This is a genomic window from Streptomyces sp. NPDC058637, assembly GCF_042717325.1.
Taxonomy (GTDB): domain Bacteria; phylum Actinomycetota; class Actinomycetes; order Streptomycetales; family Streptomycetaceae; genus Streptomyces.
Genome location: NZ_JBHXRD010000044.1, coordinates 14,026 through 35,641 on the forward strand (window position 1 = coordinate 14,026; position 21,616 = coordinate 35,641).

General features: G+C 72.4%; 21 protein-coding genes and 1 riboswitch. Of the genes, 15 read left to right on the plus strand and 6 right to left on the minus strand.

The genetic code is table 11. The features are described 5' to 3' along the window. The first annotated feature begins 42 nt into the window (after window positions 1-42). A complete protein-coding gene (gene trpD, locus ACFWVP_RS31455) occupies window positions 43-1,107 on the plus strand; it encodes an anthranilate phosphoribosyltransferase (protein WP_384501382.1) in 1,065 nt (354 codons plus the stop codon). A gap of 125 nt (window positions 1,108-1,232) precedes the next feature. Further along, window positions 1,233-1,350: riboswitch (SAM riboswitch) on the plus strand. Window positions 1,351-1,522: 172 nt separating this feature from the next. Continuing rightward, entirely contained in the window at window positions 1,523-2,899 is a 1,377-nt protein-coding gene (locus ACFWVP_RS31460; protein ID WP_384501383.1) for an aminotransferase class V-fold PLP-dependent enzyme, read from the plus strand. Window positions 2,900-2,982: 83 nt separating this feature from the next. On the opposite strand, the gene ACFWVP_RS31465 is transcribed toward ACFWVP_RS31460, so the two are convergent. Together ACFWVP_RS31465 and ACFWVP_RS31470 are read right to left on the minus strand one after the other, a co-directional pair. After that, on the minus strand, window positions 2,983-3,264 hold the full coding sequence (locus ACFWVP_RS31465; RefSeq protein WP_007451244.1) for an Lrp/AsnC family transcriptional regulator: 282 nt from the start codon (window positions 3,262-3,264) through the stop codon (window positions 2,983-2,985). Continuing rightward, a complete protein-coding gene (locus ACFWVP_RS31470; RefSeq protein ID WP_384501384.1) occupies window positions 3,261-4,013 on the minus strand; it encodes a rhomboid family intramembrane serine protease in 753 nt (250 codons plus the stop codon). The genes ACFWVP_RS31465 and ACFWVP_RS31470 overlap by 4 nt, the downstream gene beginning before the upstream one ends. Window positions 4,014-4,182: 169 nt before the next feature. Here ACFWVP_RS31470 and ACFWVP_RS31475 point away from each other — a divergent pair, with 169 nt between their 5' ends. The 4 genes from ACFWVP_RS31475 to ACFWVP_RS31490 all read left to right on the plus strand — a co-directional run bounded on the left by ACFWVP_RS31475 (window position 4,183) and on the right by ACFWVP_RS31490 (window position 8,582). Then, window positions 4,183-4,425: a hypothetical protein gene (locus ACFWVP_RS31475; protein ID WP_384501385.1), complete on the plus strand. Its 243-nt coding sequence runs from the start codon at window positions 4,183-4,185 to the stop codon at window positions 4,423-4,425. Between the two features lie 37 nt (window positions 4,426-4,462). Beyond that, window positions 4,463-5,824, plus strand: a complete 1,362-nt coding sequence (locus ACFWVP_RS31480; protein ID WP_384501419.1) for an NYN domain-containing protein — start codon at window positions 4,463-4,465, stop codon at window positions 5,822-5,824. Window positions 5,825-6,116: 292 nt separating this feature from the next. Further along, complete coding sequence (locus ACFWVP_RS31485; protein WP_384501386.1) at window positions 6,117-7,142, plus strand: NlpC/P60 family protein; 1,026 nt, start codon at window positions 6,117-6,119, stop codon at window positions 7,140-7,142. Between the two features lie 186 nt (window positions 7,143-7,328). Continuing rightward, complete coding sequence (locus ACFWVP_RS31490) at window positions 7,329-8,582, plus strand: hypothetical protein (protein ID WP_384501387.1); 1,254 nt, start codon at window positions 7,329-7,331, stop codon at window positions 8,580-8,582. On the opposite strand, the gene ACFWVP_RS31495 is transcribed toward ACFWVP_RS31490, so the two are convergent. Beyond that, window positions 8,539-9,780: a glycosyltransferase 87 family protein gene (locus tag ACFWVP_RS31495; RefSeq protein ID WP_384501388.1), complete on the minus strand. Its 1,242-nt coding sequence runs from the start codon at window positions 9,778-9,780 to the stop codon at window positions 8,539-8,541. The genes ACFWVP_RS31490 and ACFWVP_RS31495 overlap by 44 nt on opposite strands. 68 nt (window positions 9,781-9,848) lie before the next feature. Between ACFWVP_RS31495 and ACFWVP_RS31500 the strand changes: the two genes are divergently transcribed. Further along, window positions 9,849-10,991 carry a glycosyltransferase family 4 protein gene (locus ACFWVP_RS31500; RefSeq protein WP_384501389.1) on the plus strand — a complete coding sequence of 381 codons (1,143 nt, stop codon included), beginning with the start codon at window positions 9,849-9,851 and terminating at the stop codon, window positions 10,989-10,991. A gap of 76 nt (window positions 10,992-11,067) precedes the next feature. Here the strand turns inward: ACFWVP_RS31500 and ACFWVP_RS31505 are convergent, their stop codons facing one another. Further along, entirely contained in the window at window positions 11,068-12,864 is a 1,797-nt protein-coding gene (locus tag ACFWVP_RS31505) for an AMP-dependent synthetase/ligase (protein WP_384501390.1), read from the minus strand. A 281-nt stretch (window positions 12,865-13,145) separates the two neighbouring features. On the opposite strand from ACFWVP_RS31505, the gene ACFWVP_RS31510 reads away from it, so the two are divergent. From ACFWVP_RS31510 to ACFWVP_RS31535, 6 genes are all read left to right on the plus strand, one after another. Next, a complete protein-coding gene (locus tag ACFWVP_RS31510) occupies window positions 13,146-13,979 on the plus strand; it encodes a metallophosphoesterase (RefSeq protein ID WP_384501391.1) in 834 nt (277 codons plus the stop codon). A 120-nt stretch (window positions 13,980-14,099) separates the two neighbouring features. Beyond that, window positions 14,100-14,549 carry an SRPBCC family protein gene (locus tag ACFWVP_RS31515; RefSeq protein WP_384501392.1) on the plus strand — a complete coding sequence of 150 codons (450 nt, stop codon included), beginning with the start codon at window positions 14,100-14,102 and terminating at the stop codon, window positions 14,547-14,549. A gap of 4 nt (window positions 14,550-14,553) precedes the next feature. Further along, window positions 14,554-15,741 (plus strand): ArsA-related P-loop ATPase, encoded by a 1,188-nt coding sequence (locus tag ACFWVP_RS31520; protein ID WP_384501393.1) that lies wholly within the window; start codon window positions 14,554-14,556, stop codon window positions 15,739-15,741. Window positions 15,742-15,822: 81 nt separating this feature from the next. Further along, window positions 15,823-16,314, plus strand: a complete 492-nt coding sequence (locus ACFWVP_RS31525; protein WP_384501394.1) for a DUF5304 domain-containing protein — start codon at window positions 15,823-15,825, stop codon at window positions 16,312-16,314. A gap of 75 nt (window positions 16,315-16,389) precedes the next feature. Further along, window positions 16,390-17,331 (plus strand): ROK family glucokinase, encoded by a 942-nt coding sequence (locus tag ACFWVP_RS31530; protein WP_384501395.1) that lies wholly within the window; start codon window positions 16,390-16,392, stop codon window positions 17,329-17,331. Window positions 17,332-17,458: 127 nt separating this feature from the next. Next, the gene (locus tag ACFWVP_RS31535; protein ID WP_384501396.1) at window positions 17,459-18,220 is read left to right on the plus strand and encodes an endonuclease/exonuclease/phosphatase family protein; all 762 of its coding nucleotides are present in this window, start codon (window positions 17,459-17,461) and stop codon (window positions 18,218-18,220) included. Window positions 18,221-18,311: 91 nt separating this feature from the next. Here the strand turns inward: ACFWVP_RS31535 and ACFWVP_RS31540 are convergent, their stop codons facing one another. Next, entirely contained in the window at window positions 18,312-18,980 is a 669-nt protein-coding gene (locus ACFWVP_RS31540; protein ID WP_384501397.1) for a hypothetical protein, read from the minus strand. Beyond that, window positions 18,973-19,752, minus strand: coding sequence for an alpha/beta hydrolase (locus tag ACFWVP_RS31545; protein ID WP_384501398.1), 780 nt, complete (start codon window positions 19,750-19,752; stop codon window positions 18,973-18,975). The genes ACFWVP_RS31540 and ACFWVP_RS31545 overlap by 8 nt, the downstream gene beginning before the upstream one ends. Before the next feature lie 217 nt (window positions 19,753-19,969). Between ACFWVP_RS31545 and ACFWVP_RS31550 the strand changes: the two genes are divergently transcribed. Both ACFWVP_RS31550 and ACFWVP_RS31555 read left to right on the plus strand, forming a co-directional pair. Continuing rightward, window positions 19,970-20,689 (plus strand): lysophospholipid acyltransferase family protein, encoded by a 720-nt coding sequence (locus ACFWVP_RS31550; protein ID WP_384501399.1) that lies wholly within the window; start codon window positions 19,970-19,972, stop codon window positions 20,687-20,689. Window positions 20,690-20,736: 47 nt separating this feature from the next. Beyond that, window positions 20,737-21,616 (plus strand): DUF5931 domain-containing protein (locus ACFWVP_RS31555; protein WP_384501400.1); only part of this gene is annotated, 880 nt, incomplete at its 3' end.

Below are 21,616 nucleotides of genomic sequence, written 5' to 3' on the forward strand. Positions count from 1 at the left end.
GGGGCCGACCCCTATTCCGGCTGTGGACCCCAGGAGCGGACCATGAACATGGCGACCCCGGACGGCGGCGACAGCGCGGCGGCCCGTTCCTGGCCCGGCGTGCTCACCCCCCTCCTGCGCGGCGAGGACCTGACCGCCGAGGACACCGCGTGGGCCATGGACCGCATCATGAGCGGCGAGGCCACCGACGTGCAGATCGCCGGGTTCGCGGTCGCGCTGCGGGCCAAGGGCGAGACGGTCGACGAGGTCACCGGCCTCGTGAACGCCATGTACGCGCACGCCAGGACCATCCACGTGCCCGGCCGTACGGTCGACATCGTGGGCACCGGCGGCGACCTGGCCAAGACGGTCAACATCTCCACCATGTCGGCGATCGTGGTCGCGGGGACCGGCGCCAAGGTCGTCAAGCACGGCAACCGCGCCTCGTCCTCGGCGAGCGGAGCCTCCGACGTCCTGGAGAAGCTCGGCGTCAGTCTCGAACTGACACCGCAGCGCGTGGTCGAGGTGGCCGAGGAGGCCGGCATCACCTTCTGCTTCGCCGTGAAGTTCCACCCCGCCCTGCGCCATGCGGCCAAGGCCCGCAAGGAGCTCGGCACGCAGACCACCTTCAACATCCTCGGCCCGCTCACCAACCCGGCCCGGGTGCGCTCCCAGGCCATCGGGGTCGCCGACGTGAAGATGGCCCCCATCGTCGCCGGTGTGCTCGCCGACAGGGGAAACTCGGCGCTCGTCTTCCGGGGTGACGACGGTCTCGACGAGCTGACCACCACGGCGACCTCCCGGGTCTGGATCGTCCGGGACGGCTCCGTGCGCGAGGAGGCGTTCGACCCGCGCGACGTCGGCCTGGAACTGGTGCCGGTCGAGGCGCTGCGCGGCGCCGACGCCTCGTACAACGCGGACGTCGCCCGCCGGCTGCTGGACGGGGAGACCGGTCCGGTACGCGACGCGGTGCTGCTGAACTCGGCTGCAGCGCTGGTCGCCCTCGACCCCGGCGAGGGCACGCTGAACGAGCGGATCGCCGCGGGGATGCTGCGGGCCGCCGAGTCGATCGACTCGGGCGCGGCCAAGCGCGCGCTGGAGCGCTGGGTGGCCGCGAGCAACGCGTAGGACCCCCCGTCCCGGCCGTGCCGCGCGTGTCGACGGCCCGCGGGCGTACGAGGTGAAGCAGGGCGCAGTCCGGATCGCGGACCGCGCCCTTGCGCGTACGGGCAGGTATGGCAAAATGCTGCGCAGGTCATGAGTGACAGCGACTACGGCCCCGGCCCGCTGTCCGGCAACCCTCCGTCCGTGGCGGGGTGCCCCGGGTGAAGACCAGGCCGCAGGCAGCGAGGTCTGCGGCAAGCGCGGGCCCCTCGGCATCTGTGTATGCCAACCCCCGGGGTCCTGGTCCCTAGGGAGCCTCTTGTGAGCAAGCGAATGCGATAGGGCTCTACGCCCTTCTCCGCACACCCCTTTTCCTCTTCCCCGCGCCGCCGCGTACTGCCGGTGCGAGGATTTCGCCTGCCTGTTACGGGAGTTCGCCATGTCTGTCTCCACCGCTGCCCTCGACCAGTCCATTTGTGCCCCGCTGCCGGTACTGGGCGCTGATGTCACTGTTCCGCTGGTTACGGGTGGTGATGTCACCTATGCGGCTCTCGACTACGCGGCGAGCTCCCCGGCCCTGCAGCGGGTGTGGGACGACGTGGCGGCCTACGCCCCGTACTACGGCAGCGTGCACCGCGGGGCCGGATACCTCTCGCAGCTCTCCACCGACCTCTTCGAGAGCAGCCGCACGACGGTCGCGGACTTCCTCGGCTGCCGTCCCGAGGACCAGGTGGTCTTCACCCGCTCGACGACGGACTCCCTCAACCTGCTCGCCTCCGTGCTGCCCGCCGACTGCCAGGTCTTCGTCTTCGAGACCGAGCACCACGCCTCGCTGCTGCCCTGGCGCGACGCCCGTGTGACGTACCTCGACGCCCCGCGCACCCCCGCCGAGGCCGTCGCCACGCTGGAGCGGGCGCTGGCCGACCGCGACCCCCACGGCCCGGCGCTCGTCTGTGTGACCGGCGCGTCCAACGTCACCGGTGAGCTGTGGCCGGTCGGGGAACTGGCCGCCGCGGCCCACGCCCATGGGGCGCGCATCGTGCTCGACGCGGCGCAGCTGGCGCCCCATCACCCGGTGGACATCGCCGAGCTGGACGTCGACTGGGTCGCCTTCTCCGGGCACAAGCTGTACGCGCCGTTCGGCTCGGGCGTCCTCGCGGGCCGGGCCGACTGGCTGCTGGCCGCGGAACCCTACCTCGCCGGCGGCGGCGCGTCCCGCAAGGTCGCCCGGCGCACCGACGGGGGCGTGGACGTGGAGTGGCACACCACGGCGGCCCGGCACGAGGCGGGTTCGCCCAACGTCATCGGCGTCTACTCCATCGCCGCCGCCTGCAAGGCCCTGACCGAGGCCGGGTTCGACCGGCTGGTCGCACGCGAGCAGCGGCTCGTCACCCGGGTCCGTGAGGGACTGGCGGAGGTGCCCGCCGTCAAGGTGCTCTCGCTGTTCGGTGACGACGCCCCGCGGGTCGGCGTCATCTCGTTCGTCGTCGAGGGCTGGAACAGTTCGCACTTCGCCGCCGCCCTGTCCGCGGAGTACGGCATCGGGGTGCGCGACGGACTGTTCTGCGCGCACCCGCTCGTCCGTACGCTGCTCGGCGGCGAGCCGCAGGACCCGGGCGAGTGCGGTGCGCCGGAGGCCGAGCCGGGGGAGAGGTCGCTCAACGCCATCCGGGTGAGTTTCGGGGCCGGCACGCCGGACGAGCACATCGAGCGGTTCCTGGGCGCGGTGCGGGAGCTCGTCCGTACCGGCGCGCGGTGGACCTACCGCACCGAGGGCGGCCGCTGCGTCCCGGACCGGGGCGCGGCACAGGTCTGACGGGTACGGCTTCGGCCGGGGACGGGAGCTGCACTCCCGTCCCCGGCCGAAGCCGTGGTGTCCTGCGCGCCGGGTCCGTAGGCCTACGCGTCGAGGCCGATGGCGAAGGCCGCCTCGAGGTCGTGCTGCGAGTACGTACGGAAGGCGACGTGGGTGTCGGTGCCCTCGACGCCCGGGATCTTGCTGATGCGGCCGGGGATGACGTCGGCCAGGTCGTCGTGCTTGGCCACCCGGACCATGGCGATCAGGTCGTACGTACCGGTGACCGAGAAGACTTCGCTGACGCTGTCCAGCGCGGCAATGGCCTCGGCGATCTCGGGAATCCGGTCCACGCTGGTTTTGATGAGCACGATCGCGGTGATCACGGCTTGCTTTCTCCCTCGGTGGCCGTGGCTGGAGCCTTCACCCTAACCCCACCCCGGAAGCGCCCCCAGGCGTAGAGGAAGCCGGTGGCGAAGCCCGCCACATGGGCGAGATACGCCACGCCCGGGCCGCTGCCCGCGCCCTGCGCCGCCAGCCACTGCAGGACGAACCAGAACACGAGCACGATCCAGGCGGGGAAGCGCAGCGGCAGGAAGAAGAGGAACGGGAAGAGGCTGGTGACCCGGGCGCGGGGGAAGAGGATGAGGAAGGCGCCGAGCACCGCCGAGATCGCCCCCGACGCGCCCACCAGGGTCTGGTCGGAATCGGAGTGCACGACCGCGTAGACCACCAGGGCGAAATAGCCGCAGCAGACGTAGAAGAAGACGAACTCGGCGCGGCCCATGCGTTCCTCGGCCATCGCGCCGAACACGTACAGGAAGAGCATGTTGCCCAGCAGGTGCAGCCAGCTGCCGTGCACGAAGAGCGCGGTGAGCGGGGTGAGCGCCGCGTGGGCCGAGCCGTCCAGGAGTTCGCCGGGGATCACGCCCCACCGCTCGAAGTACCCGGCCTGCGCGGCGAGCAGGGCGTCGGCGGAGCCGCGTACCGGGGTGAGGCCGGAGAGCGGGCTGAGGAGGAAGACGGCGAGGCACAGCGCCATGAGCCCGTAGGTGACCGGTGCGCCGCCCGGTGCGGTCGCCGCCCCGAGTTCCCTGGCCCGTGCCCGCCAGTCGACTTGCCGCCAATCGATCACGTACAGAGCATGACGTACCGGTGGGCAACGGGACGGATAGCCTCGCCGTGTCGATGGGTATGCACCAGGCCGTAGGGTTACCCGAGGACATCCGCAGTTCGACGGCGCACCGCGAGATCGAAGACCTGGGCACCACGAGACTCGACGAACGACGAAAGAGGACGCAACGATGACGACGGTTCCCCTGCCTACGGACGGGACCCGCTGGCGCTGCACGCTCTGCGGCAATCTCACCCGGTTCGACGTGACGCGCTCCTCCAAGGTCGTGGAGTACGTACATCTCGACCTGGCCGGGGAGTCGAGTGTCGAGGAGCGCGAGGTGGTCAGTGAGACCATCGAGTCGGTCCGCTGTCGTTGGTGCAACGCGGTGGACCAGATCGAGCTGGTCGACAGGCCGGGTTCCGACTCCTGACAGGGCCGCGCGGACAGACACATTGGGGTGATGGATGGTGGAGCAGCCGACAGGCGGCGCCGAACCGGCCGACGAGGCCGGCGGTGCCGCGGAGTCGCTCGACCGTCCGCTGCCCGAAGGCGTGCGCCGCAAGGTCGTGGCGCTCGTCTCGGACGCGTTCGGCGGTCTGACCGTCGGTGAACTCCCCGCACAGCTCCGGCAGTACGCCAGGTTCACCCCGAGCCGGCGCGCCAAGTTCGCGGGCAACGCGATGGCCGCCGCGCTGGAGAACGACGCGGCGTTCCGCCGGCGCATCGGTGAGCGGATCGGCCAGGCGCAGCCCGAGTTGGCCGCCGCGCTGGAATCCGGCGCGCCTCCCGCCGCGGCCGACCCCGTCGACGTGGCCGCCGCCGCCTACGTGCTGCGGCCGGCCGGCTGGGTCAAGCTGGTGGCCGCCGCGGGCGAGGAGGTCCAGCGGGCCGACGCCGAGCGGGCCGACGAGGAGACCCGGCACGAGCTGGAGCGGCTCCGTGAGGAGCTGGCCGCCACGCGCGGCCAGATCAGGGCCGAGACCGAACGGCTCCGTGCCGAGCTGGACGCCTCCCGCAAGGAGGCCGAATCCCTGCAGCGCAAGCTGCGCAGCGCACTCAGCGAGGTGAAGCGCGGCGAGGCGGCCCTGCGCAGGAGCGGCGTCGAGACCGACGGGGCGCGGGCCGAGGCCGCCGCGCAGGTGTCCGCCGCCGAGAGCGAGTCCCGGCGGCTCAAGGCGCGCCTCGCCGAGGCGGAGACCGCCGTCGAGGCGGGTCGCAGGGCTGCCAGGGAAGGGCGTTCGGTCGAGGACATGCGGCTGCGGCTGCTGCTGGACACCGTCCTGGACGCCGCCCAGGGGCTCCGTCGTGAACTGGCCCTGCCGCCCTCGTCGATCCGCCCGGCGGACGGGGTCGACGCGGTGGAGCCGGGCCGGATGTCCCCGAAGGACATCGCGGCCAGAGCCCTTTCGGAGACCGACCCGGCGCTGCTCGACCAGCTGCTCGCGCTGCCGCAGGCGCATCTCATCGTCGACGGCTACAACGTCACGAAGACCGGCTATCCGCAGATGCCGCTGGAGAAGCAGCGGTTGCGGCTCCTGGGCGGGCTCTCGGTCCTCGCCGCCCAGACCGGCGCCGAGATGACCTGTGTCTTCGACGGGGCCGAACTGGCGGTCCCCGTGCTGCTCGCGCCGCCGCGTGGGGTGCGTGTGCTGTTCAGCAAGGCGGGGGTGACCGCCGACGAGCTGATCAGGCAGCTGGCCCGCGCCGAACCGCCGGGCAGACCCGTCGTGGTGGTCTCCACCGACCGCGAGGTGGCGGACGGGGTGGCGAAGGCGGGAGCCAGACCGGTCGCGTCCGCCTTGCTCCTGAAGAGGCTTTCGCGCGTCTAGTTCCACTTGTGTGACATGGGTGGCTTGCCGGAATTTCTGGAACGTACCGTCAACTTGCCGCTACACGCCGTGTGATGAAAGTAAAGAAGTGCCTGGTGTGACGAGATTTTTCCTGTGAGGATTTGAACTGATCACAAGATGGTCACTAAGGTCAGGCCTCGAACCTTCGCACAGATGATCGCCCACCCGGGGTGACGGCGAAGGAACCGCCGAGTCCGTGACGTGCACGGAGCCGGGGATTTCCGTCCCCCACAGCCCGGTAGGCGGCTCGAGGAAGAAGGAGCTCGCCTTCGTGGCGTCCCACCGTCGTCCCAAGCAGCCGAGCCGCACCCGCGTGACCGTGCTCACCGCGACCGCCGCAGCAGCCGTGGCCCTGACCTCCCAGGCCGCCCACGCCGACCCCAAGCCGACCAAGAGCGAGGTCAAGGCGAAGGTCGACAAGCTCTACCACGAGGCCGAGGCCGCCACCGAGAAGGCCAACGGCGCCGAAGAGGCGCAGGGCAAGCTCAAGAAGCAGGTCGACGCGCTCCAGGACAAGGTCGCGCGCGGCCAGGACGAGCTCAACACCCTGCGCGGCGAGCTCGGTTCGCTCGCCACCGCGCAGTACCGCTCCGGTGGGCTCGACCCGTCCGTCCAACTGCTGCTCTCCTCGGACCCGGACGACTTCCTCGACCAGGCCTCCGCGCTCGACCAGCTGACGGCCAAGCAGTCCGAGTCGCTGCAGAAGATCCAGGCGAAGCAGCGCGCCCTCGCGCAGCAGCGCAAGGAAGCCCAGACGAAGATGGGTGACCTCGCCGACGTCCGCAAGACGCTCGACGAGAACAAGAAGAAGCAGCAGGGCAAGCTCGCCGACGCCCAGAAGCTGCTCAACACCCTCACCGCCGCCGAGCGGGCCAAGATGGACGAGGACGAGCAGCGGGCCAGCCGCGCCGCCGGCGAGCGGGTCCAGCTCGGCAACGAGGTCCCCGCCTCGGCCCTCGGCGCCGCCGCCCTCCAGGCCGCCTCCACGCAGCAGGGCAAGCCGTACGTGTCCGGCGGCACCGGCCCCAACTCGTTCGACTGCTCGGGCCTGACCCAGTGGGCCTACGCCCAGGCCGGCGCCCAGATCACCCGTACCACGTACACCCAGATCAACGACGGCGCGCGGATCGGCCGCGGCGCCCTCAAGCCGGGCGACCTGGTGTTCTTCAACAACACCTCGCACGTGGGCCTGTACGCGGGCAACAACCAGATCCTGCACGCCCCGAAGCCGGGCACCGTGGTCCGTTACGAGTCGATGGACTACATGGGCACCTTCCAGTTCGGCGTGCGGATCTGACGCCCGAACGGGTGAATCACCACTCACCCCGCTGACACCCGCCCCGCCGGAGACCGACAGGTCTCCGGCGGGGCGTCGTCGTACCGGGCCACCCACGTCCCCGCTCCGGCGCACCGGTGTGCCACGACCCCGTCGGCGTGATGCCCGTCTCCTCGGCCACCCGCGTCTGACCGTACGATCGGCTGGATGGCTGTTCGGACGCGGGACACGCGGCGGGGACGTACCCGCGGACGGAGCACGGCGGGCGCCGTGCTCGCCGGACTGCTGTTCGCGTCCGCCTGCGCCGCGCCCCGGGACACCACGGACCGCGTCACGGCCGAGGAGATCGGCGTCACCCTGGACCGGCGTGCCGCCGCCGTCATGGCCCACGACACCAAGGCCTACCTGGCCGCGCTCGACCCGCGGGCCGAGTCCTTCCGGGCGGCCCAGCGCACCGAGCTGCGCAACCTGGCCGACGTGCCGCTGGAGTCCTGGGCGTACAAGGTGAACAGCGTCTCCGGCGCGGGCACCGGACGGGTCAGCGCCGACGTCGAGCTGCGCTACCGGTTCGCGGGCTACGACAACGCCCCCATGTCCTCGTCCCGCACCGTCGAACTGGTGCGGCGCGGGGCGGACGGCCCCTGGTACATCGCCGCCGACCGGGCGGCCGAGGACACCCCCGGGCTGCTCTGGCAGCAGGGCGACGTCGAGGTCGTACGGGGCACGCACAGCCTCGTCCTGGGGGTCGGCCGCCCGGCGGAGGAACTGCGCCGCATCGCGGACACCGCGGACCGGGCCGTTCCGGCCGTCTCCGGTGTCTGGCCGGAACCCTGGGCGCAGCGGGTCGTGGTGCTCGTACCCCGGTCCGTGGACGACATGGCGCGGCTCCTCGGCTCACCCGTGGAGAGCTACCGGGGCATAGCGGCCGTCACGACGGGCGAGGTCGGCGGCAGCGGCCGGCGTCCCGCGGACCGGGTGATCGTCAACCCGCAGGCGTACGGAATGCTCGGCGAGTTCGGCCGGCGGGTCGTCCTCACCCACGAGACCACCCATGTGGCGACCCGGTCCCACACCTCCGCCGCCACCCCCGTGTGGCTCTCCGAGGGCTTCGCCGACCTGACCGCGTACCGCCAGGAGAGCCGTACCGCCCAGGAGCTCGCCCCCGGGCTGGCGGGGGCCGTACGGCGCGGTGACCTGCCCGCGCGGCTGCCGGTGGACGAGGACTTCGGCTTCGGCGGGGACGCGGAGACACTGGCGAAGGCGTACGAGGGCGGCTGGCTGGCCTGCGAGCTGATCGTGCGGGACTGGGGCGAGGAGGAGCTGATCGCCTTCTACAGGGCCGTCGGGGCCCGCTCCGGGCGGGACGGGGCGGTGGAGCACGCCATGCAGAGCGTGCTCGGCACGACACCGCGGGACTTCACGGCGCGCTGGCGGGACTATCTGCGCGACCGGCTCGGCTGACCGGCTCCGCCTCCGCCTCCCCGCCCCGCACCCCCGGCACGGTCCCGCGCCACAGCCGCCACCCGGCGGTCACCGTCGCCGCGACCAGCAGGCCGTTGCGCACGGCCAGGAGCGCCACACCCTGCCCGTCACCGGCCACCACGTGCGCGAAGCCCAGCGGGAACTCCAGCAGGGTGACACCGGTGGCCACCAGGACCAGGCACGCGGGCAGCGCCATCCGGCTGCCGCGGAACACCAGGCACACCGCCGCGAGCCCGACCAGCCACACCATGTACTGCGGGCTGATGACCCGGCTGGTCGTGGTGAACAGCAGCACCGCGGTGAACGCCGCGTCCGCCGGGGTGTGCACCGCGAACCTCCTCGCCCGCAGCCGCCACACCACCAGCCAGCCGAGGGCGACCACGCTCAGCCACAGCGCCAGCGTGCTCACCAGGGCGACGTGCGGGCCGGTGAACTCCATCGACCCGTACCGCAGTTCCACCCCGCCCTCCCAGCCGTACCACCGCGCCACATGGATGGCCAGCGCCCCCAGGGACTCGATCTCCAGGCCCCGGTCCCGCTGGAACGTCAGGAACGCGAACGCGCCCGGCAGGGCCAGCGCCGCCACCAGGGCGAGCACCCCGGCCGTCACCGCGGCGGCCGACCAGGCGCGCCGGGTCGCCCGCCCCCGGGCGGTGCCCACCAGCAGCAGCACCGGCCACACCTTCAGCAGCGCGCCGAAGGCGGCCAGCGCGCCCAGCACCCGCGGGTGGCGCACCCCGGCCAGCAGGGCCGCCACCGCGACGGCCGTCACCATCAGGTCGTACCGGGCGTACACGGTCGGCCCCAGCAGCGGGACACCCACCACCCACACCCAGGCGCCCGCGGCACGCGTGCCGGGCCGCCCCGCCGCGTACAGCAGCAGTCCGAACACCACGGCGTCGCAGAGCAGGACGAGCAGGAAGAAGGCGGACGCGTACTCCAGGAAGGGCAGCAGGGCCGGGGAGAGCACCGCCAGCGCGGCGCCGGGCGGATACTGCCAGGTGACGTCGTCCAGCGGATACGAACCGGCGAGGAGCACCTCGTACCAGCCGTGGTAGATGACCGCCACGTCGCTCGTGACGTCCGGGCCGGGCACCGTGAACACCTTGAAGACGCAGAGCAGCAGAACCGCTCGGGTGAGGGTCCAGGTGGCGAGGGACAGACGCATGAGCGTCATGATGCCGCCATCGGCTGTACAGGAGCTGTCAGGCAGGGCCGCGCGGTCGCCCGGTACTGTCGGCGGCGATGGACAAGACCCTGATCGTGACGAACGACTTCCCGCCCCGTCCCGGTGGCATCCAGGCCTTCCTGCACAACATGGCGCTGCGTCTGGACCCCGGTCGGCTCGTCGTCTACGCCTCCACGTGGAAGCGCGGCGCCGAGGGTGCCGAGGCCACCGCCGCCTTCGACGCCGAACAGCCCTTCACCGTCGTACGCGACCGTACGACGATGCTGCTGCCCACCCCACGGGTGACCCGGCAGGCGGTCCGGCTGCTGCGCGCGCACGGCTGCTCCTCCGTCTGGTTCGGCGCGGCGGCCCCCCTCGGGCTGATGGCCCCGGCGCTGCGCGGGGCCGGCGCCCGCCGGATCGTGGCCACCACGCACGGCCACGAGGCGGGCTGGGCCCAGCTGCCCGCCTCCCGGCAGCTGCTGCGGCGCATCGGCGAGGGCACGGACACGATCACGTACCTCGGCGAGTACACGCGCTCCAGGATCGCCGCCGCGCTCACCACCGAGGCGGCGGGCCGGATGGTCCAGCTTCCCCCCGGGGTCGACGAGAAGACCTTCCATCCGGCCTCCGGCGGCGACCGGGTCAGGGCCCGGCTCGGGCTCGCGGACCGGCCCGTCGTCGTGTGCGTGTCCCGGCTCGTCCCGCGCAAGGGCCAGGACACCCTCATCCTCGCCATGCCGGCGATCCTGGCCCGCGAGCCGGACGCCGTCCTGCTGGTCGTGGGCGGCGGACCGTACGCCGCGCAGCTGAGGAAACTGGCCGTGGAGACGGGGGTCCAGGACTCCGTGCGCTTCACCGGACCGGTGCCCTGGGAGGAACTGCCCGCCCACTACGGGGCCGGGGACGTCTTCGCCATGCCCTGCCGCACCCGGCGCGGCGGCCTGGACGTCGAGGGCCTGGGGATCGTGTACCTGGAGGCCTCCGCGACCGGACTGCCGGTCGTCGCGGGCGACTCGGGCGGTGCCCCGGACGCCGTGCTCGACGGCGAGACCGGGTACGTGGTGCGCGGCGGGTCGGCCGAGGAGTCCGCCGACCGGATCGTCACCCTGCTCGGCGACCCCGCGCTGCGCCGGCGGATGGGGGAGCGCGGCAGGGCCTGGGTCGAGGAGAAGTGGCGCTGGGACCTGCTCGCCGAGGAGCTCCGGACGCTGCTCTGAAGCAGCGGAGGACACATGCCGCGGGGGCCCGCACCGTGAGGGTGCGGGCCCCCGCGGCATGGGCGTTCCCGTGCGTTCAGCCGCGGTAGATCGACTCGACCTCGTCCGCGAAGTCCTTCGCCACGACGCTCCGCTTCAGCTTCAGCGACGGTGTGAGGTGACCCGCCTCCTCGGTGAACTGCGCCGACAGGATGCGGAACTTGCGCACCGACTCCGCCTTGGACACCGCCGCGTTGCCGTCGTCGATCGCCCGCTGCACCTCGGCCAGCAGATCGGCGTCCTCGCGCAGCGACACCGCCGTCGAACCGGCCGGCCTGCCGTTCTCCTCGGCCCAGCGGGAGAGGAACTCCTCGTCCAGGGTGACCAGGGCACCGACGAACGGCCGTCCGTCGCCGACCACCATGCACTCCGCGACCAGGGCGTGCGCCCGGATCCGGTCCTCGATCACGGCGGGGGCGACGTTCTTACCGCCCGCCGTGACGATGATCTCCTTCTTGCGGCCGGTGATCGCGAGATAGCCGTCCTCGTCGAGCGTGCCGATGTCGCCCGTGTGGAACCAGCCGTCGGCCAGCGCCTCGGCCGTCGCCGCCTCGTTCTTCCAGTACTCCGTGAACAGGTGCTCGCCGTGGAGCAGCACCTCGCCGTCGTCGGCGATCCGCACGACCGAACCGGGCAGCGGCTGGCCGACCGTACCGATCTTCTGCCGGTCCCACGGGTTGAAGGCCGTGGCCGCGCAGGACTCCGTGAGGCCGTAGCCCTCCAGCACCGTGAAGCCGATACCGCGGAAGAAGTGGCCGAGCCGCTCGCCCAGGGGCGCGCCGCCGGAGATCGCGTACTCGCCGCGGCCGCCGAGCACGGCCCGCAGCTTGGAGAACACCAGCTTGTCGAAGACCTTGTGCTTGATCCGCAGGCCGAACGACGGGCCCTGCGGGGTACCCAGCGCCCGGCTGTACGCGATCGCCGTGTCGGCGGCACGGTCGAAGATCCTGCCCTTGCCGTCGGCCTGCGCCTTGGCGCGCGCCGAGTTGTAGACCTTCTCGAAGACCCGCGGCACACCCAGGATCAGCGTCGGCCGGAAGGAGGCCAGCTCATCCGTGAGGTTCTTGATGTCCGGCACGCAGCCGAGCCTGATCGGGGCCATCACCGAAGCGACCTCGACCAGCCGGCCGAAGACGTGCGCGGCGGGCAGGAAGAGCAGCACGGAGCACTCGCCGGTACGGAAGAGGGGCTTCAGCCGCTCCACCACGTTGCCGCACTCGGCGAAGAAGCTGCGGTGCGTCAGCACACAGCCCTTGGGCCGCCCGGTGGTGCCCGAGGTGTAGACGATGGTGGCCGGGTCGTCGGCCTTGGCGCTCACCATGCGCAGGTCCAGGGTCTCGTCCGAGACCCCGGCGCCCGTCGCGGTCAGCTCGGCCACCGCGCCCTCGTCGATCTGCCACACGTGCCGCAGCCCGGGGAGCGCGTCGCGCACGGAGGCGACGGACCCGGCGTGGGCGGTGCTCTCCACGACGACCGCGACCGCGCCCGAGTCGCCGAGTATCCACTGGACCTGCTCGGGGGAGCTGGTCTCGTAGACCGGCACGGTGACCGCGCCCGCGCTCCAGATCGCGAAGTCCAGCAGCACCCACTCGAAGCGGGTACGGGACATGAGGGCGACCCGGTCGCCGGGCTCGACGCCCGCCGCGATCAGGCCACGCGCGGCGGCTCTCACCTCAGCGAGGAACTGGGTGGCCGTGACGTCCGTCCAGACACCGGCCACCTTGCGGCCCATGACCGCGACATCGGGATGCTGAGCGGCATTGCGGCGGATGAGATCCGTCAGGTTGCCGTCCGTAGGGACCTCGTACAGGGCCGGAAGGCTGAACTCGCGCAAGACTGCTGCTCCTCATCGGGCTCCGGTTCCACGGCTCTGTGTGACGCACCGGATGCGGTCCAAGACTGGCAGGCGCTCAGTGGGGTGAGCACGACTGGACTGGCGGGACGTTACCCATCGGTACCGGTTTCCGGATAGGGGGTTCCGGCCATATGTCTTATGCATCACACATATAAGTGGTCCTCCCGCGCACATTAGTCCACGCACGTCACGCGCCGCAGGTAACCGCAGGTCGGGTGGGCACTACCCGGCGTGGGGCGCGTACACCTAGGGTGAACTCCATGCGAGGCGAGCGAGACGGCGGACCGGACGGCAGGAGCGCGACCGGCGGCGGGGGCACACCGAACCGCGGGACGCGCGTGCACGTGGTGAGTGACGTGCACGGCAACACGGAGGCGCTGGCACGGGCCGGGGACGGCGCGGACGCGCTGATCTGCCTGGGCGACCTCGTCCTCTTCCTCGACTACGCCGACCACTCGCGCGGCATCTTCCCCGACCTGTTCGGCGTGGCGAACGCCGACCGCATCGTCGCCCTGCGCACCGCGCGGCGCTTCGACGAGGCACGCGCCTTCGGCCGCGAACTCTGGGCGGGCCGCGACCGCGACGCCGCGATCCTCGAGGCTGTGCGCAAGCAGTACGCCGAGATGTTCGCCGTCCTGCCCACCCCGACGTACGCCACCTACGGCAACGTCGACGTGCCCGGACTCTGGCCCGAGTACGCCGGGCCCGGCACCACCGTGCTGGACGGCGAGCGCGTCGAGATCGGCGGCCGGGTGTTCGGCTTCGTCGGCGGCGGCCTGAAGACCCCGATGAACACCCCGTACGAGATCGGCGACGAGGAGTACGCCGCCAAGGTCGAGGCGCTCGGCCCGGTGGACGTCCTGTGCTCCCACATCCCGCCCGAGGTGCCCGAGCTGACGTACGACACGGTGGCCCGCCGCTTCGAACGCGGCAGCCGCGCACTCCTGGACGCCATCCACCGCACCCGCCCCCGATACGCGATTTTCGGCCATGTCCACCAGCCGTTGGCACGCCGGATGCGGATCGGTGTCACCGAGTGCGTCAACGTCGGACACTTCGCCTCGACCGGACGGCCCTGGGCCCTGGAGTGGTGAACGGCACGGCTCCGGCCACCGGCCGGGGCGTGGACGGGGCGACGGCGGGCACGCGATAGCCTGCACACGGCAGGCCTCTGCCGAACGCGACCGGTAACACCGCACTGGAGGGCCACGGCGATGGCTGAACACACCAGCTCGAGCATCACGATCGAGGCGGCACCGGCCGACGTCATGGGAGTGATCGCCGACTTCGCCCGCTATCCCGAATGGACCGGCGAGGTGAAGGAGGCCGAGATCCTGGCCACCGACGACCAGGGCCGTGCCGAGCAGGTCAGGCTGGTGCTGGACGCCGGAGCGATCAAGGACGACCACGTCCTGGCCTACACCTGGAACAGCGCGTACGAGGTCAGCTGGAGCCTCGTCAAGTCCCAGATGCTGCGCGCCCTCGACGGCAGTTACGCACTCGCGCCCCTGGGCGACGGCGACCGCACCGAGGTCACCTACCGGCTCGCCGTGGACGTCAAGATCCCGCTCCTCGGCATGATCAAGCGCAAGGCCGAGAAGGTCATCATCGACCGCGCCCTCGCCGGGCTGAAGAAGCGCGTCGAATCCGTCCCGAAGGCCTGATCACATGCGTACGGTCCTCGTCACCGGCCCCGGCGGCGCAGGCCGTACCACCGTCGCCGCGGCGACGGCGCTGGCGGCGGCCCGCGCCGGCCGCCGCACACTCCTGGTCTCCGCCGACGCCGTCCCCGGCCTCCCGGGCGGCACCGGGCCCACCGAGGTCGCGGACGGTCTGCACCACGCCCGCGTCGACTCGGCCGAGCACTTCCGCGGCGAACTCGTCGCACTCCAGGAGCGGGCCTCCGGCGCCCTCGACCTGCTCGGCGCCCGCCGGCTGGACGGCGAGGAACTCACCGAACTGCCGGGCAGCGCCCAGCTCGCCCTCCTGCACACCCTGCGCCGGGCGGCCGAGGGCGACTGGTCCGAGGACGGTTACGACGTCCTCGTCGTCGACCTCCCCCCGCTGGCCGACGCCCTCGCCCTGCTCGCCCTGCCCGGACAGCTGCGCCGCTACCTGCGCCGCCTGCTGCCCCAGGAGCGCCAGGCCGCCCGCGCGCTGCGCCCGATGCTCGCGCAGCTCGCCGGAGTCCCCATGCCGGCCCAGTGGCTGTACGAGGCCGCCGCCCGCAAGGACGCCGAGCTGGCCGCCGTCGAGGCCCTGATCGGGGACGCGGCGACGACCGTACGGCTGGTCGCCGAGCCCGGACCCGCGGCCGAGGACGCCCTGCGCTCCGCCCGCACGGGACTGGCCCTGTACGGGCTGCGCGTGGACGGCCTCGTGGCCAACCGCGTCCTGCCCCGGCACTCGTCCGACCCCTGGTTCGCCGATCTCGCCGCCCGCCAGGAGAAGTGCCTGGCGAGCTGGCAGGAGAGCGGTACGCCGCTGAGCGAGGTGGCCCACCTCGGGCGTGACCCGCGGACCCTCGACGACCTCGCCCTGCTCGACGCGGTACCCGCACCGGACGACCGGACACCGGGCCGCGCCGACGACCCCTGGTGGACGGAGGACTCCCGCGACGAGGACGACGGCGACGGCGTCCTCGTCTGGTGCCTGCCGCTGCCCGGTGCCGTCAAGGAGGACCTCCGGCTCGTCCGCCGGGGCGACGAACTGCTGCTCACCGCGGGCCCGTTCCACCGCGTCCTCCACCTGGAGTCCGTACTGCGCCGCTGCACCGTCTCCGGAGCCGCGCTCGCCGACGGCGTTCTCCGTGTCCGGTTCACACCGGACCCCGCGCTCTGGCCCCGGACACCCTGAACGCCGTATCACCGTTCGGGTACCGTCGGTAGTACGTGGCCCGTACGGCCATCACAGGCAACCGCGTCGCAGGAGTCCGTCATGAGTGAAGCCACCGATCGTCCCGTCGACGACGACGCGTGGGCGGAGGCCTGCGCCGAGGACCTGGAGGCGGAGAAGGCCCGCCGCCGTTCGCAGTACGGCCCGCAGCCCGGGTCCGCCGCCGAGGAGCTGCGCAAACTGATCGACGCGGTCGCCGACAAGGTCTCCGAGTTCCGGTCGCCGCTGCTCGGCATGGCGGCCCAGGGCACCGTCCAGCAGGTCATCCGGCAGGCCAGGTCCGCGGTCGAGCCCGTCATCGAGCGCAATCCGGACCTCTTCGACCACCTCGCCGCCGCGGGCAACGAACTCCTGGCCGCCTACCGCTCCGCCGTCGAGGGCCAGGAGAGCCGCTGGACCCGCGGCACCGAGGGCGCGGGAGGCACCGCCGGGGACGCCCCGGGCACGTCCGGTCCGGCGAAGAAGGCCACCGACGACCCCTCCGACCCGCGTGACGAGGGCTCCGGCGGCAGCGAACACATTGACCTGGACTGACCCAGGGCCGGAAATACCCGTCCCCGGCTCGGGTACGGTTGGCCGTAGCGGGGCTCGACCGAAACTGAGGGATTCATGGGACTCACCATCGGCGTCGATATCGGCGGCACGAAGATCGCGGCTGGAGTGGTCGACGAAGAGGGCCAGATCCTCTCGACGTTCAAGGTACCGACCCCGCCGACGGCCGAGGGCATCGTCGACGCGATCAGCTCGGCCGTGGCCGGCGCCAGTGACGGTCACGACGTCGAGGCCGTCGGCATCGGCGCGGCCGGATACGTCGACGACAAGCGCGCCACCGTGCTGTTCGCCCCGAACATCAACTGGCGGCACGAGCCGCTGAAGGACAAGGTCGAACAGCGCACCGGCCTGCCGGTCGTCGTCGAGAACGACGCCAACGCGGCTGCCTGGGGCGAGTACCGCTTCGGTGCCGGTAAGGGGCACGACGACGTCATCTGCATCACGCTCGGCACCGGCCTGGGCGGCGGCATCATCATCGGCAACAAGCTGCGCCGCGGACGCTTCGGCGTGGCTGCGGAGTTCGGTCACATCCGGGTCGTCCCGGACGGACTGCTCTGCGGCTGCGGCAGTCAGGGCTGCTGGGAGCAGTACGCCTCCGGGCGCGCACTCGTCCGTTACGCGAAGCAGCGCGCCAACGCCACCCCGGAGAACGCGGGGATCCTGCTGGCGCTCGGCGACGGCACGGTGGACGGCATCGAGGGCAAGCACATCAGCCAGGCCGCCCGGCAGGGCTGCCCGGTGGCCGTCGACTCGTTCCGTGAGCTGGCCCGCTGGGCCGGCGCCGGACTCGCCGACCTGGCCTCGCTCTTCGACCCGTCGGCGTTCATCGTCGGCGGTGGCGTCTCGGACGAGGGCGAACTTGTCCTCGGCCCGATCCGCAAGTCGTTCCGGCGCTGGCTGATCGGCGGCGAGTGGCGTCCGCACGCGCAGGTCCTGGCAGCCCAACTGGGCGGCAAGGCAGGCCTGGTGGGCGCCGCCGACCTGGCCCGCCAGGGCTAGGGTCCTCCCTTCCGGCCAGGCCGCACCCCCGCGGGCCCGGCCCGGTCCGGACGAGAGGCCCACGCAGCACTCCGACGCCCGTCGCGCCCTCCGGGGAGCGGCGGGCGTCCGCCGTATCGTGCCTCGCATGGTCACGACGCCGATGCCGCTGCCCGACTCCCGCACCGAGCCGGACGGTTCGGCCGTCATCCGGGTGCTCAGCTACAACGTCCGCTCGCTGCGCGACGACACCGAGGCACTGGCCCGCGTCATCCGCGCCTGCGCACCCGACCTGGTGTGCGTCCAGGAGGCCCCGCGCTTCTTCCGCTGGCGCAAGGCCGCCGCCCGGCTCGCCGCAATGACCGACCTGGTGGTCCTCGGCGGAGGCGCCCCCGCGGCCGGTCCGCTGCTGCTCTGCTCCCTGCGCGCCACCGTGGAACGCACCGAGGACGTCCTGCTGCCGCTCACCCCCGGGCTGCACCGGCGAGGACTGGCCACGGCGGTGGTAGGGATCGCCGGGGCCCGGCTCGGCGTGGTGAGCTGTCATCTGAGCCTGCGGCGCGAGGAACGGCTGGCCCAGACCGGACTCCTGCTGGACCGTGTCGAGGCGATGGGCGTCCCGCACGCCGTCGTCGCCGGCGACCTCAACGACGTACCGCGGGGGAAGGCCTTCCAGCGGCTGGCCGGGCGGTTCCAGGACTGCTGGGCCGTACGGCCGTGGGGCGGCGAGCACACCTTCCCGCCCCACGCCCCGGCCAAGCGCATCGACGCGGTGTTCGCGACCGGCGGGATCGAGGTGCTCGGCTGCGGTGTGCCCGCGGCGCTGCCCGGCATCACCGACGCGGACCTGAGATCGGCCACGGACCACCTGCCCGTCCTGGCCGCACTCAGGGTGCCGGCCGGGGCCTGAGGGGGCGTGCCGGACGCCCCGGCCCGCGCGGGGCCGGGGGAGTCCGGGCCGTACGGGGCCCGTGCGCGGCCCGGGGCCGTGTGCGGCCCGGTCAGACGACCGCGCCGGAGCCCGGGATGTCGTCGTCCTCGTCGTCCTGGGGCATACGGGCCACCAGGGTGGCGAAACCGCCCAGGAAGCCGCCGATGCAGAGCGTGGTGAGCCACCACGTCATCTCCCACTGCAGCAGCACCGCGACCAGCATCAGCACCGGGCCGCCGACGACCGCGAGCCAGGCGAACTTCGCCGTGACATCGGCCTCCGGCAGCGGCGGCGGCTCGGGCGGGACGAAGTGCCCCTCCTCGCTGTCGTCAGGGTCGTCGCCGTCGCCCTCGGCGGCCTCCGCCACCTCGTAGTCGCGCGGACCGGCGACCCCGGGCGCGAAGACGACCGAGCTGCCCAGCGCCTTCTTCTCCGGCGGCCTGCCGGGCGCCTTCTTGCCGGAACCCTTGTCCGCGTCCTCCCCGGTACCCGGGTCCGGCCCCGGCAGGGTGTTGAGCTGGTCGTCCTCCAGCAGCGCGAGGTCGTCCACCGACTTGAACGGCTTGGCGCCCGGCGGATCCGGCGGCTCGTCGCCGTATCCGGCGACGATCGCCTCCCAGGCCGCGGCCTCGTCGATCTGCCCGCCCTCCTCCGTGCCCTCGGGGACAGCCGCCCCCTCCGTGGGGCGCGGTTCGCGCTCCTCGTCACTGCCCGCGCGCTCCGCGTCGTGCTCAGCCACCGGACGTGCTCCCCTTCTTGCCGACGCTGGGTGCGAGGCGGCCGATGAACCGGTAACTCTCATCGAAGATCCGCTCCGCATCGTGGTCCAACGTCGCCACGTGGTAGCTCTGTTCCAGCAGGATCTCCTCGACGTCCGTCGAAGACACCCGGCTGAGGATCCGCGCGGAGTCCGCGGGCGGCACGACATGGTCCTGCGGGCTGTGCAGCAGCACGATCGGCTGGGTGACCTGGGGCAGTTCGGCGTCGACCAGCCGGAAGAACCTCCGGACCGAGTGCGCCGCGTGCAGGGGCACCCGGTCGTAACCGATCTCCTCGGAGCCCTCCAGGGCGATGTCGTTCGTCAGGCCCCTCGTCGTCCGCACCAGATGCCGGGCGACCGGCAGGGCGTACGCCGCCAGGCCGTGCACCTTGTTCCCCGGGTTCACCAGCACCAGGCCCGTGACCGAGTCACCGTGCTTCGCGGCCAGGCGCAGCGACAGCGCGCCGCCCATGGAGAGGCCGAAGACGAAGACCTGCTCGCACCGGTCCCGCAGCGCGCGCAGCTCCCGGTCCACCTCGGCGTACCAGTCCTGCCAGCCCGTGACCGCCATGTCCTGCCAGCGCGTGCCGTGTCCCGGCAGCAACGGGAGGGACACGGTCAGCCCGCGCTCCGCCAGATAGTCGGCCCAGGGACGCATCGACTGCGGCGAACCGGTGAAACCGTGACAGAGGAGGACGCCGACCTCTCCGCCCTCGTGGCGGAACGGCTCGGCTCCAGGGAGGACCGGCACCGGGGTCTCCTGTTCATGGGCGGGACGGGGGCGTGCGGGGGGAGTGCAGATGGATTACCTCACCGTACGCGACCGGACCGACACCGACCAGGGCCGTCACCACCCGAGCACCACCGCCCGGAGGCCGTCCGCGGCGGACGGAGCCCCGCGCCCGGGCGGAAGAGGCCGGGGGGCCCACAGGCTAAGGTCTGACCGACGGCACACAGGAGGCACCCGAGTGATCTACGGCGCAATGAAGTTCTCCATCGGCGGGTCCCTGAAACTCGCCTTCCGGCCGTGGGCGGAGGGCCTGGAGAACATCCCCGAGCAGGGGCCGGCGATCCTCGCGAGCAACCATCTCTCGTTCTCCGACTCCTTCTTCCTGCCCGCCGTCCTCGACCGCAAGGTGACCTTCATCGCCAAGGCCGAGTACTTCACCTCACCCGGTGTGAAGGGCAAGCTCACCGCCGCGTTCTTCAAGGGCGTCGGCCAGCTCCCGGTGGACCGCTCCGGCGGCCGGGGAGCGGGCGAGGCGGCGATAAAGGCGGGCATCCAGGTCATCGAGAGCGGCGGCCTCTTCGGCATCTACCCGGAGGGCACCCGGTCGCCCGACGGCCGCCTCTACCGGGGCAAGCCCGGCGGACTCGCCCGGGTGGCCCTCGCCACCGGCGCACCCGTCATCCCCGTCGCGATGATCGACACGGAGAAGATCCAGCCGCCCGGCCAGGTTGTGCCCAGGCTGATGCGTCCCGGCATCAGGATCGGCAAGCCGCTCGACTTCACCCGCTACCAGGGCATGGCCGGCGACCGCTTCATCCTGCGCTCGGTGACCGACGAGGTCATGTACGAGATCATGAAGCTCTCCGGCCAGGAATACGTGGACATCTACGCGACGGCGGCCAAGAGGCAGCTCGCCGACCAGGCGAGGAACAAGGGCACGGAACGGTCCGGCGCGTAACCGCGTCGCGCACCGTCCGGGGCGGCAGGGGAATCGGGGGAGGGGCCATGGCCAGGCGTGAACAGGTCGTACGGATGTCGGTCGAACAGCCGCTGTGGCGGGCGCTGACCGCGTACCGCGTACTGACCCTGATCTACGCGGTGCTGCTCGCGGGCTTCCGCGACAAGACGTACGACCGGCCCTGGGTGGCCTTCGCCTTCCTCGCGGTCCTCGCCGTGTGGACGCTGATCACGCTCCCCAGGGTGGCCAACGCGGCGAGCTGCACCAAGCGCTTCCTCGGCATCGACCTCACCGTCGCCCTCACCGGGATCCTGCTGACCCCCCTCGCCGACTTCAGCGCCCAGCACGTCGACGGCCCGACCCTTCCGTCGATCTGGACCGCCGGCTCGGTCCTCGCCTTCGCGCTCAAGGGCGGCTGGCGCTGGGCGGCCTTCGCCTCCACGCTCGTCGCCGCCGCCAACATCGTCGAGCGCGGCGAGCCCAGCAGGGACACCTTCCACAACGTCCTGCTGGTCTGGGTCGCCGCCATCGCCATCGGGTACGTCGTCGAGGTCGCCCGCGCCAGCGAGCGCACCCTCGCCCGCGCCCTGGAGATCGAGGCCGCCACCCGCGAACGCGAACGGCTCGCCCGCGACATCCACGACAGCGTCCTTCAGGTCCTCGCCATGGTGCAGCGCCGCGGCACCGCGATGGGCGGCGAGGCCGCCGAGCTGGGCCGGATGGCCGGGGAGCAGGAGGTCGCGCTGCGCACCCTGGTCTCCAGCGGCCTGGTGCCCACCACCCGGGTCTCCGAGGACAGCGCCGAGGGCGCCGTGGTCCGCACCGTGGAGGTGGGGCCCCGGCCGGGCGGGGGCCCCCCCAGCCACCGGCGCCGCCCCCACCCACCCCCCCCCCCCCCCCCGGGGCGGGGCGACCCACCCCCCCGCC